Below are 10,522 nucleotides of genomic sequence, written 5' to 3'. Positions count from 1 at the left end.
TCTCCTCGCTGCGTTTTCCTCGTTGTCTTCTCAGCCGGCCAGGCGGCCGACGATCGCCCCGAGGCAGGCCAGACTCGTCGCCACGTCCCGCTTCGGCAGGTCCACGGGGCTGCGCTCGTCGAGCGCCGTGTCCTGCTCCAGCACGTACCAGCCGTCGTAGCCCGCTTCGTGCACGAAGCGAACCATGGCTTCGATGTCCACGTCACCCTCACCGAGCGGGACGTACAGACCATTGCCCACGGCCTCGGTGTACCCGACGGTGCCCTTGCGGACGGCTTCGGCCAGCTCACCGCGCACATCCTTGAGGTGCAGGTGCCCGATCCGGTCCGGGTACCGCCGCGCCAGCTCGACGGGATCGGTGCCGCCGATCAGCAGGTGACCGGTGTCGAGGCACAGCGCCACGTCGGAGTCGGCGAGGAACCGTTCGACCTCGGCTCGCGTCTCGGCGTGGGTGCCGACGTGGGGGTGCAGCACGGTCTTGAGGCCATGGCCGGCCGCGACGTCGCGGATCCGGCCGGCGGTGGTGATCAGGGTGGTCCATTCGGCGTCGGTGAGGGCGGGCCGTTCGTCGTAGCCGTCGAGCCCGGTCGCGGCGGCGAGCACGAGCACCTCGGCCCCGCACGCGGCGAAGAGCGCGGCGGAGTCCTCGGCTTCGGCCAGCGCGGCTTCGGGGTTTTCGTGCAGCACCACGGCGAGGAAACCGCCGATGAGGTTGAGGCCGTGGCCGCCGAGGAGCTTTTTCAGCTCGGCCGGGTCGCGCGGCAGGTACCCGGGCGGTCCGAGCTCGGTGGCGGTGATGCCGAGCTCCGCCATCTCCCCGAGCACGGTCGGCGCGTCGAGGACGCGGCCCCAGCCCGGCACTTCGCACACCCCCCAGGAGATCGGTGCGGCGGCGATGCGGATGTTCGCGGTCATGGCTGCCCACTTCCGTGCGGTGACTGGCGTTGGCCCGTTCAGTGCGCGTTGGAGCGCTCTATTGATTAGAGCGCTCCAAGCTTGTAGCGTCGGCCACACCCGAGTCAAGGGCCGGTTTCCGGCCGGTTCCGGCGGAGAGGCAAGTGAATCGTGAAGCCCACCATGGAGGACGTCGCCGCGCGGGCGGGGGTTTCGCGCGCGCTCGTGTCCCTCGTGATGCGGGGTGCGCCCAATGTTTCGGCGCTGCGGCGCGAAGCTGTGCTGAAGGCGGCCGACGAGCTGGGCTACTCGCCGCACGTGATGGCGCGCTCGCTCGCCAGCCGCACGTCGACCGTGCTCGGCGTGATGGTGAACGATCTGCGCAACGCGTTTTTCGCCGACGTGGTCGAGGGTCTCGACGCGGCGGCGCAGGCGGCCGGGTTCGACCTCATCCTCAACACCGGTGGGCGCGTGCCTTCGCGGGAGAGCGCCGCGTTGCGCAGCCTGTTGTCCTTTCGGCCGGCGGGGTTGATCCTGCTGTCGCCGGTGGTGCCCGCGTCGGCGATCGAGGCCGCGGCCCGCCAATGTCCGGTGGTGCTCGTGTCGCGGACTTCGCGCGCGGCCGGGGTGGACACGGTGAACGACGACGGTGAGGCGGGGTCGGCGCTGGCCGTCGAGCACCTCGTGGGCCTGGGGCACCGCCGGATCGCGCACCTCGACGGTGGGGGAGCGGCCGGTGCCGCCGCGCGTCGGCGGGGGTTCCGGCGGGCGATGACGGGGCACGGGCTCGAACCGATCGTGGTGCGCAGCGAGCACACCGACACGGCGGGGGAGAAGGCCGTGCTGGAACTGCTGAGCACGTACGACGGGGCCGACCTGCCCACCGGGTTGGTGGCGGGCAACGACTTCAACGCCGTGGGCGCGATCTCCGCGTTGGAGGACAACGGGTTGCGCGTGCCTGGTGACGTGTCCGTGGTCGGCTACGACAACACGTCGCTGGCTTCGCTGCGGCACGTCTCACTGACCACTGTGGACCAGCCGCGCACCGAGATGGGCCGGCTGGCCTTCGAAACCCTGCTGGAGCGCGTGCGCGGCGAGCGCACGACGCCGGTCCGGCACCTGTTGCACCCCTCCCTGGTGGTCCGCTCGACCACCGGGCGCCGTTGAGCGTTTCGCCGCACGACGTTTCCCGTACGACAACGAGGAGGACCGCCACGATGAGGTTGGGACTTGCGGGCACCGGCCGGATCGGCACCGCCCACGCCGAAACTCTGAAGAGCTTCGCCGAGGTCTCCTCGGTGGTCGTCGCCGACGTCGACCCGGTCCGTGCGCGCTCGGCGGCCGCGAAGTTGGGCGTCGAGGTCGCCGACGGGATCGACGCGTTGTTCGCGGCCGGTCTCGACGCCCTCGTCGTCACCGCGGCGACGGACGCGCACCCGGAACTCATCGTCAAGGCCGTCGACGCCGGCCTGCCGGTGTTCTGCGAGAAGCCGGTGGCCGCGGACATCGCGGGCACGCTCGCGGTGATCGACCGCATCGTCGGCTCCGACGTGCCGGTGCAGATCGGCTTCCAGCGCCGATTCGACGCCGGTTACCGGGCCGCGCGCGCCGCCGTCGCGAGCGGCGAGCTCGGCTGGCTGCACACGATCCGTGCCACCACCCTCGACCCGGAACCCCCGCCCGCGGAGTACGTCCCCCACTCCGGCGGCCTCTTCCGCGACTGCGGCGTGCACGACTTCGACGTCGTCCGCTGGGTCACCGGCCGCGAGGTCACCGAGGTCTACGCCCTGGGCGCCAACCGCGGCGACCAGTTCTTCGCCGCCGCGGGCGACGTCGACACCGCGGCCGCCACCTTGACGCTGGACGACGGCACCCTCGCCACGGTTTCGCTCACCCGCTACAACGGCGCGGGTTACGACGTCCGCTTCGAGGCCCTCGGCTCCCTCGGCAACGCCATCGTGGGCCTCGACGACCGCGCCCCGCTGCACTCCGCCGAGCCCGGCTTCGCCCCGCTGCCCGGCCCCGCGTACCCGGGCTTCATGGAACGGTTCCGCCCCGCGTACGCGGCCGAGCTGAAGACGTTCCTCTCCGTCGCCGCCCGCCACCTCCCCAGCCCGGCGACGGCGGCGGATGCGTTGGAGGCGTTCTACATCGCCGAGGCGTGTGAGCTTTCCCGCCACGAGCGCCGACCGGTGTCCGTGGCCGACGTCCGTCGCTAGGCTGCGACGGCGAGGGTTTTCGGCGACACGACAGGAGCGGCCTTCGATGGAGTACGTCCGGTTGGGATCGAGTGGCCTGCAGGTCTCGCGGGTGATCCTCGGGTGCATGAGTTACGGCGACCCGAGCCGGGGAGGCCACGAGTGGTCGCTGGGGCTCGACGAGTCGCGGCCGTTCTTCCGGGAGGCGGTGGAGGCCGGGATCACCACGTTCGACACCGCCAACACCTACTCCGACGGCTCGAGCGAGGAGATCACCGGCAAGCTGCTCGGGGAGCTCGCCCGGCGCGAAGAGGTCGTGATCGCCACCAAGGTCTACAACCGGATGGGCCCGGGTCCCAACGGCGCCGGCCTGTCGCGCGGCGCCATCATGACGCAGATCGACGCCAGCCTGCGTCGTCTCGGCACGGATTACGTGGACCTGTACCAGATCCACCGCTACGACGTGAACACCCCGATCGAGGAGACGATGGAGGCGCTGCACGACCTCGTGCGCGCCGGCAAGGTGCGGTACCTCGGCGCGTCGTCGATGTGGGCGTGGCAGTTCGCGCAGGCGCAGTACGTCGCCGACCTCGGGGGCTGGACGCGGTTTGTGTCCATGCAGGACCAGTACAACCTCATCCAGCGCGAGGAGGAGCGGGAGATGCACCCGTTCTGCCTCGACCAGGGCGTCGGCGTGCTGCCGTGGAGCCCGCTCGCGCGCGGCAAGCTCACGCGCGACTGGGACGAGTCGACGAAGCGCAGCGAAAGCGACCGATTCGCCCAGAAGCTCTACTCGCAGGCCGAGGAAGCCGACCGCCTGGTGTCGGGGGCGGTGGCGGAGATCGCCGCGGAGCGCGGGGTGTCGCGGGCGCAGGTCGCGCTGGCGTGGATGCTGCACAAGCCCGCCGTGACGGCCCCGATCTTCGGCGCCACCAAGCCGGGCCACGTCGCGGACGCGGTCGCCGCCGTGGACCTCGAGTTGAGTGACAAGGACCTGGAGCGGCTCGAGGAGAACTACGCGCCGCACCTGCCCGCGGGCTTCTGACCTCATCCCCTCAAACGGCCCCCTGAAACCGGCGCGGTGGGACGGCACACCTGCCGTGTCGTATGTTCGAACCATGCCTGGTCGTGACGAGAACGAGGCCGGCCTCGCCGGTGGTGCGGGCGGCCATACACCGCTGCTCGTGCTCGGGAAGATCACCGAGATCCTCAACGCATTCACCCTGCGGGAGCCGTCGCTGACGTTGCGGGACATCCAGCAGGCCACCGGGATCCCGTCCTCGACGGTCCAGCGGCTGGTGACGAACCTCGTCGCCCACGGGTTCCTCGACCGGGTCGACGACCGGTTCCGGATCGGCGTGAAGATGGCGTACTGGGCGGCCGCCGCCGCGCGGGAGGTCGACGTGCTCGCGGTGGTCAACCCGGTGCTGAAGGACCTGCGTGACGTCACCGGCGAGACCGCGTGTTTCTTCCGGGTGGAGGGTGAGCACCGGGTGTGCATCGCCGTCGCCGAGACCCGCCACGGGTTGCGCCGGGAGATGTCGGTCGGCCGGATCGCGCCCGTCTCGGTCGGTGCGTCGGGGCGCGTCCTGCTGGCGTGGAACCCGGACCTGACCGAGCAGGTGCTGGGCCACGAGCTGCCTCAGCTGACCGCCGGCACGGTCACCGACCGCGACGAGCTGCGCAAGCTCATCAAGCAGACCGCTGCCGACCGGTACGCGATCACAGTGGGGGAGCGGGTCGACAGCGCGTCGGGTGTCGCGGCGCCCGTGTTCGACTCTGCCGCCGACCTGGTCGGCGCGGTCGTCGTGCAGGGCCCGACGCTACGGATGCCGTACGAGAAGTGCGTCGAGTGGGTCGACCTCGTCGTCGAGCACGCCGAGCGCATCACCCGTGCGCTCGGCGGCCGGATGCCGGACTGACGCCGGTCAGAGCGCCCACGGGAAGGCCATGGCACTGGTGCGCGCGCCCTGGCCGGCGCGCGACCGGTTCGGTTCGCCCAGCTCGTCGAGCAGGTCACCGGCGAGGCGCACGAGGCGAGCGAACACGCACGGCGTGAGCCACTCGGGACGCAGCGCGAACAACAGGTCCTCGGTCGCGGCGTTGCCACTGGCCCCCGGCGCGAACGGGCAGCCGCCGAGGCCGCCGAGCGCGCCGTCGACCTCGTCGGCGCCGGCGGCCAGCGCCGCGAGCGAGTTCGCGACGCCGAGCCCCCAGGTGTCGTGGCCGTGGTACACGACGCGTCGGCCCCGCCGCGCGACTTCGCCGACCAGGCTCGTGACCTGCGCGGGCACGGCTTGCCCCAGCGTGTCGCACACGACGACGTCCACAGCGCCGGCTGTCCGCGGATCGTCGGCGATCGCGAGCACCCGCTCCGGGTGCACCTCGCCGCGGAACGGGCACGTGAACGACGTGGCGATACACAGCTGCACCCGTCCGCCGCCCGCGTTCGCCACCGCCGCCGGCATGGCCGCCAGGCTGTCCTCGGTGGACCGGCCGAGGTTGGCCCGGTTGTGCGCGTCCGAAGCGGAAAGGCAGTACTGGAAGTTGACCGCGCCGGCGGCCGCTGCCTTCTCGACGTGCCGCGGCGTGGCGACCCACACCCAGCAGCGCGCGAGCTCCGCCGGAGTCAGCGCGGCCAGCACCTCGGGGGTGTCGGCCAGCGACGGCACGAGGTCGGGGCGGGCCATCGAGCCCACCTCGACGGCGGGTACACCCAGCGCGAGCAGTTCGCGCACGAGGGCGATCTTGTGGTCGGTCGGGAGCGGCTTGCCCGTCAGCTGCAACCCGTCCCGCAGTGTCACGTCCCGGAGCGTCATGCCCGTCCTCCCGCGATGGCTTCGATCTCGTCGTCGCCCCGGCCGAGCACGTCGCGCAGCACCTCACGGGTGTGCGCGCCGAGATCCGGGCCCACCGAGCGCACCGGCAGCGACCGTGCGCCCAGCACCGGCACGATCCCGGGGAACCCGACGTCGACCGGTTCGTCGCCGCCGACGTCGACCGGCAACGTCTGGATCATGGCGCGGGCGCGGTACTGCTCGTCGGAGCAGATGTCGGCGGCGGTGTAGATGGGACCCGCCGGGACCGCGGCCTCGTCGAGCGCCGTGAGCACCTCCTCGCGGGTGCGTGCGGCGGTCCACTCCGAGATGGCGCGGTCCAGTTCGTCTCGCCGCGCCCACCGGCCGGCGTTGGTCGCGAGCCCCGGGTCGTCGGCGAGGTCGGGCCGGTCGATGGCCCGCATGTAGCGACCGAAGATCGAGTCGCCGTTGCCGGCGATCACCACGCTCGTGCCGTCGGCGCACCGGTAGGCGTTGCTGGGCGCGATGCCCTCCATCCGGCCACCGACCCGCTGCCGCTCCACGCCGTGGGCGAGGTGGTCGGGCACGAGCGACTCCATCATGGAGAACACGGCTTCGTGGAGGGCGACATCGACCACCCGGTCCCGTAGCGGGCCGCGCTTCCCCTTGCCCCGCACCGAGATCTCGCGCAATGCGACCAGCACACCGAACGCCGCGTACAGCCCGGCGATCGAGTCGCCGATCGACACCCCGACCCGCGACGGCGGCCGGTCTGCCTCTCCGACGAGCTCCCGCAACCCGCCGAAGGCCTCGGCCACCGCGGCGAATCCCGGCCGCTGCGCGAGCGGTCCGGTCTGCCCGAACGCGGAGATGCGCGCGAGCACGACGTCGGGGTTCGCCTCCTCGAGCCGGTCGGGGCCGAGGCCCCACGCTTCGAGCGTGCCCGGCCGGAAGTTCTCGATCACCACGTCGCAGTGCCCGACGAGGTCGAGCACGGCGGCGCGACCGTCCGGGGTCTTCAGGTCGAGTACCACGGACTTCTTGTTGCGGTTGATCGTGCGGAACAGCATCGAGGTGTCGCCCGCGTGCAGCCGCCAGTTCCGCAGCTCGTCGCCGCGGCCGGGCCGCTCGACCTTGATCACCTCGGCGCCGAAGTCCGCGAGCAGCCGTCCGGCGGTCGGCCCGGCGATGTAGTTGCCGAGTTCGAGCACTCGCACGCCCGTAAGCGGCAGCTGGGTCATCGGGTCCTCTTTCGTTTCGGTCACAGCACCAGGCTCAGGGCGAGGATCGGGCCCAACGCGGTGACCGACGCGATCGAGACGCCCACCGAGCAGGTCTTCAGCGTGCCCCGCGTCGTCTGGCCCATCAGTGCTTGCAGCAGCCAGAACGTGTTGCTGGTCAGGTGCACGAGGAAGAGCGAGCCGGCGCCCGCGGCGAGGGCGATGAGTACCGGGTTGATCCCGAGCGCCGGTGCCACCGGGGCGAGCAGGCCCGCGGCGGTGATCGCGGAGATCGTCACAGAGCCGACCGCGATGTGCAGCACCGCGGCGATCGCCCAGACCACGAGCAGCGGCGCCCACGCGCCGGCCGAGAGGTACTTGCCGAGGATGTCACCGAGGCCGACGGCCTTGATGACGGCCGCGAGCGAGCCACCGACACCGCTCAGCAGCAGGATCTGCCCGCTCTGGCGCAGTCCGGCCGCGAGCGCCTTCTCCACCCGGGGCTGGCCGGCGTACCAGCGGCCGACGAGGCACGTCCCGACGAGCCCGATCAGCAGGGCCACCATCGGCGTGGACAGCAGCGCGACGACCGGGTTCGACCAGTGCGCCATCTCGGCGATGGCTCCGGTGGCGACCAGCAGCAACGCGACGACGAGCGGGGCCAGGAGCACGAACAGCCGGGGCTCGGCCCGCTGCCGCGTCTCGACGAGGGTGGCTGTGGCGCCGCCACCCGCGACGGGCTCGGCGGCCGTCGGAGCCCGGTCATCGTCATCGTCATCGGCGGGTTCGGTCTTCGGGGTTTCCGAGACGGCGACGTCCTGCTCGTCCATGGCCGGCTTCCACCAGCCGCGCGTGAGCAGGAAAGTGGACACGAAGATCGCGATGACGACCGTCGGGATGACCACGATCAGGCCGTACAGCAAGTAGGTGCCCAGGGGCACGTGCAGCAGCCCGGCGAGTGCGAGCGCGCCGACGCCCGGAACGGTGAAGATGATGCCGCACTCCAGCCCGATCGCCAGTGCGGTGGCCATCCGCGCGGTGCCGAACTTGCCCAGCCGGGGCGCGATGCCCTTGGCGAGCGGCGCAGCGATCACCAGCAGCACGTCCAGGTAGATCGACTGCAGGAAAGTGGAGATCGTCAGCGCCAGCGCGTACGGGATCCGTTTCGGCCCGACCGCGTGCATCAGGCGGTCCACCAGCCGCTCGATCGCTCTGAGATCGCGCAGGATCGCGCCCATGAGCACGCCGAAGGCGATGAGCAGGCCGATCTCGGCCATGATGTCGCCGAAGCCCGAGCTGATGGCGTCGACGGTCTTCCCGACGCCCAGCCCGGTGGCGAGCCCCAGATAGCAGCAGCCGATCACCAGCGCGATCAGCGGGTTCAGCTTGAACCTGACGATCAGCACGGCGATCGCGATGATCGCGACCGCCGTGTTGATCAAGATTGCCGTGTCCGACATAAGAGTTTTGTCCGTCCGCTCGTGCGACGTTGCACACTGTCCGCCCGGCTCCCCGGGTAAGTTGGCCCGAATTATGGGCACACGTTCACAATGTGGGTCAAGACGATGAGGGCAAAACGTCGTTACGGCTCAAATAGGGGATAAATCTTCCTAAACCGGACGCGGCTGAGGTTCGGTGCGTTGGGCACCTGCGAGCGAGCGCGGTCAAGGACGGAGCAGCTTGCGGGCCGAGCGGGCCACCAGGTCGGCGGCCTTCGGCGGTGGCGTCCGGCCGCCGGAGAGGTAGCGGTGGACCACGGCGCGCGGCACCTCGACGAGCGCCAGCACCACGTCTTCCGCGGTGCAGCCGACGGAGGACGGCAGCGTCGCCGTGGCGTGTTTGATCGCGGCTTTCAGTTCGTTCTCGGCGCGCGCGAGGTCGGCGGTCGCGGAAGGGGACCAGTCGGCCGGGGAGAACGCCTGCTTCCCCGCGTCCAGCACGTGCGCGCCGGCCGGGCGGCGGCGGCACCAGTGGACGACGCTGGCGGCGGCGGCGATGGCGTCGTCCACTGAGGGGGCCGGACCCAGCAGGGCAATGAAGTCGTCCTGGAAGTCGCGCAGTGTCGTGATCCACAGGGCGGCCAGGAGTTCCGGGCGGTCGGCGAAGCGGTGATAGATCGAGCCGTTCGGGGCGCCCGCGGCTTTCGCCGTGGCGGCCATCGTCACGGCGCGCGCGCCGCCCCCGGCGAACAGTGCGGTGGCCGCGTCGAGGAACTGTGCGGTCGTGTAAGCCGGAGGCCTGCCCATGTTGTGGAGACTATGCTCTAATACGTTATGGAGTAAAGTCTCTAGAACGGAGCGGTCCCATGGCTGTGCTCAACGTTCACGCTCGCGAGTTCCCCGTGTCCGCCGCCGAGGCGGGTGCCCTGCTCGACACGCTCGGCGCGCCCGGCGATCGGCTGTGGCCGGTCGAGCTGTGGCCGCCGATGCGGTTCGCCGGCCCGGTCGCGCCCGGTGTCCCGGGTGGCCACGGGCCCGTGCACTACGTCGTGGAAAGCTTCCATGAAGGACGGTCATTCCGTTGCAGATTCACGGCGCCGCAAGGGATCGACGGTTTCCACGAGTTCCTCGTGCAGGACACTTCGGACGGTTGTGAGCTGCGGCACGTGCTCGCGGCGCACCTGCACGGTGCCGCGCGGATCACCTGGCCGCTGTTCTGGCGGCCGCTGCACGACGCGCTGATCGAGGACTGCCTCGACCAGGCGGAACGGGTGCTGACCGGCGGTGTCGTGGCCCCGGCGCGGTGGTCGCCGTACGTCCGGTTGCTCCGCGAGGCCGGGAAGACGTTGGTAAGCCGTATTACCAGGTCGCGCGACCAAGATCCTCGTGCCAAGCTCCGTGCGTGACCGGAGCCTTCGATTCCGAGATCGTGCTGACCCCCCTCGACGAGCCGGCCCTGCACCGGCTGCTCGAGGCCGCGGTCGCCGACGCCGACCCCCTCGAGGTGATGCCTCCGGTGGAGGGCCCGCCGGGCTGGACGCCCGAGCGGCGCCAGGCGTTTCTCACGTTCCACCGGCGGCGCTGCCTCGACCCGGACACCGCGATCGAAACCACGTGGCTCGTGGAGGTCGGCGGCCGGGCGGCCGGGGCTGCGCGGCTGCAACCGGTGCACGGGCCCTCGGCCGTCGCGGTGGAGGCCGGTGTGTGGCTGGGCCGCTCGGTGCGCGGGCGCGGCATCGGCAAGCGCGTGACGGAAGTGCTGCTCGAAGCCGCGCGCGACGGTGGCGCGGCGAGGTTCATCGCCTCGACCACCGTGGACAACGCCGCCGCCCGCCGCCTGCTCACCGGCACCGGCGCGGACCTCGACGTGCACGGCGCCGACGTGGACGCCAGCCTCGAACTCTGACCCGCCGACCCGAGAAGAAGAGCCGTGGCCCGCCTCCCGGACGCGGGGGAGGCGGGCCACGGCGTCA

Annotated in this window: 11 protein-coding genes; 6 read left to right on the top strand and 5 right to left on the bottom strand. The window is 71.4% G+C overall.

From position 1 onward, the window contains the following. Positions 1-30: 30 nt before the first annotated feature. The gene (locus tag AB0H62_RS46720; protein WP_360592565.1) at positions 31-915 is read right to left on the bottom strand and encodes a sugar phosphate isomerase/epimerase; all 885 of its coding nucleotides are present in this window, start codon (positions 913-915) and stop codon (positions 31-33) included. A gap of 147 nt (positions 916-1,062) precedes the next feature. Between AB0H62_RS46720 and AB0H62_RS46715 the strand changes: the two genes are divergently transcribed. From AB0H62_RS46715 to AB0H62_RS46700, 4 genes are all read left to right on the top strand, one after another. Beyond that, on the top strand, positions 1,063-2,061 hold the full coding sequence (locus tag AB0H62_RS46715) for a LacI family DNA-binding transcriptional regulator (RefSeq protein WP_360592603.1): 999 nt from the start codon (positions 1,063-1,065) through the stop codon (positions 2,059-2,061). Between the two features lie 50 nt (positions 2,062-2,111). After that, positions 2,112-3,113, top strand: coding sequence for a Gfo/Idh/MocA family oxidoreductase (locus AB0H62_RS46710; protein ID WP_220237739.1), 1,002 nt, complete (start codon positions 2,112-2,114; stop codon positions 3,111-3,113). 46 nt (positions 3,114-3,159) lie between these two features. Next, positions 3,160-4,137, top strand: coding sequence for an aldo/keto reductase (locus tag AB0H62_RS46705; protein ID WP_360592563.1), 978 nt, complete (start codon positions 3,160-3,162; stop codon positions 4,135-4,137). Positions 4,138-4,210: 73 nt separating this feature from the next. Next, positions 4,211-5,014, top strand: a complete 804-nt coding sequence (locus AB0H62_RS46700; protein ID WP_220237741.1) for an IclR family transcriptional regulator — start codon at positions 4,211-4,213, stop codon at positions 5,012-5,014. A gap of 6 nt (positions 5,015-5,020) precedes the next feature. Here AB0H62_RS46700 and AB0H62_RS46695 read toward each other — a convergent pair whose 3' ends face one another. From AB0H62_RS46695 to AB0H62_RS46680, 4 genes are all read right to left on the bottom strand, one after another. Next, positions 5,021-5,911 carry a hydroxymethylglutaryl-CoA lyase gene (locus tag AB0H62_RS46695; RefSeq protein WP_360592561.1) on the bottom strand — a complete coding sequence of 297 codons (891 nt, stop codon included), beginning with the start codon at positions 5,909-5,911 and terminating at the stop codon, positions 5,021-5,023. Continuing rightward, a complete protein-coding gene (locus AB0H62_RS46690) occupies positions 5,908-7,131 on the bottom strand; it encodes a CaiB/BaiF CoA-transferase family protein (RefSeq protein WP_360592602.1) in 1,224 nt (407 codons plus the stop codon). The genes AB0H62_RS46695 and AB0H62_RS46690 overlap by 4 nt, the downstream gene beginning before the upstream one ends. Before the next feature lie 20 nt (positions 7,132-7,151). After that, complete coding sequence (locus AB0H62_RS46685) at positions 7,152-8,570, bottom strand: SLC13 family permease (RefSeq protein WP_360592559.1); 1,419 nt, start codon at positions 8,568-8,570, stop codon at positions 7,152-7,154. Positions 8,571-8,774: 204 nt separating this feature from the next. Further along, positions 8,775-9,356 (bottom strand): TetR family transcriptional regulator, encoded by a 582-nt coding sequence (locus AB0H62_RS46680; RefSeq protein WP_360592557.1) that lies wholly within the window; start codon positions 9,354-9,356, stop codon positions 8,775-8,777. 59 nt (positions 9,357-9,415) lie between these two features. Here AB0H62_RS46680 and AB0H62_RS46675 point away from each other — a divergent pair, with 59 nt between their 5' ends. Continuing rightward, positions 9,416-9,955 (top strand): SRPBCC family protein, encoded by a 540-nt coding sequence (locus tag AB0H62_RS46675; RefSeq protein ID WP_220237745.1) that lies wholly within the window; start codon positions 9,416-9,418, stop codon positions 9,953-9,955. Next, positions 9,952-10,455, top strand: a complete 504-nt coding sequence (locus tag AB0H62_RS46670) for a GNAT family N-acetyltransferase (RefSeq protein WP_360592556.1) — start codon at positions 9,952-9,954, stop codon at positions 10,453-10,455. Before AB0H62_RS46675 ends, AB0H62_RS46670 begins: the two co-directional genes overlap by 4 nt. The last annotated feature ends 67 nt before the right edge of the window (positions 10,456-10,522 follow it).

This window comes from Amycolatopsis sp. NPDC050768 (assembly GCF_040654155.1).
Classification (GTDB): domain Bacteria; phylum Actinomycetota; class Actinomycetes; order Mycobacteriales; family Pseudonocardiaceae; genus Amycolatopsis.
Note: the sequence above shows the minus strand (reverse complement) of the source record. Positions and strands in the feature narration are given on the sequence as shown.

Coding starts and splice junctions, on each gene's coding strand:
- AB0H62_RS46720 (WP_360592565.1), bottom strand. CDS start 915: ATGACCGCGAACATCCGCATCGCCGCCGCACCGATCTCCTGGGGGGTG.
- AB0H62_RS46710 (WP_220237739.1), top strand. CDS start 2,112: ATGAGGTTGGGACTTGCGGGCACCGGCCGGATCGGCACCGCCCACGCC.
- AB0H62_RS46705 (WP_360592563.1), top strand. CDS start 3,160: ATGGAGTACGTCCGGTTGGGATCGAGTGGCCTGCAGGTCTCGCGGGTG.
- AB0H62_RS46700 (WP_220237741.1), top strand. CDS start 4,211: ATGCCTGGTCGTGACGAGAACGAGGCCGGCCTCGCCGGTGGTGCGGGC.
- AB0H62_RS46695 (WP_360592561.1), bottom strand. CDS start 5,911: ATGACGCTCCGGGACGTGACACTGCGGGACGGGTTGCAGCTGACGGGC.
- AB0H62_RS46690 (WP_360592602.1), bottom strand. CDS start 7,131: ATGACCCAGCTGCCGCTTACGGGCGTGCGAGTGCTCGAACTCGGCAAC.
- AB0H62_RS46685 (WP_360592559.1), bottom strand. CDS start 8,570: ATGTCGGACACGGCAATCTTGATCAACACGGCGGTCGCGATCATCGCG.
- AB0H62_RS46680 (WP_360592557.1), bottom strand. CDS start 9,356: ATGGGCAGGCCTCCGGCTTACACGACCGCACAGTTCCTCGACGCGGCC.
- AB0H62_RS46675 (WP_220237745.1), top strand. CDS start 9,416: ATGGCTGTGCTCAACGTTCACGCTCGCGAGTTCCCCGTGTCCGCCGCC.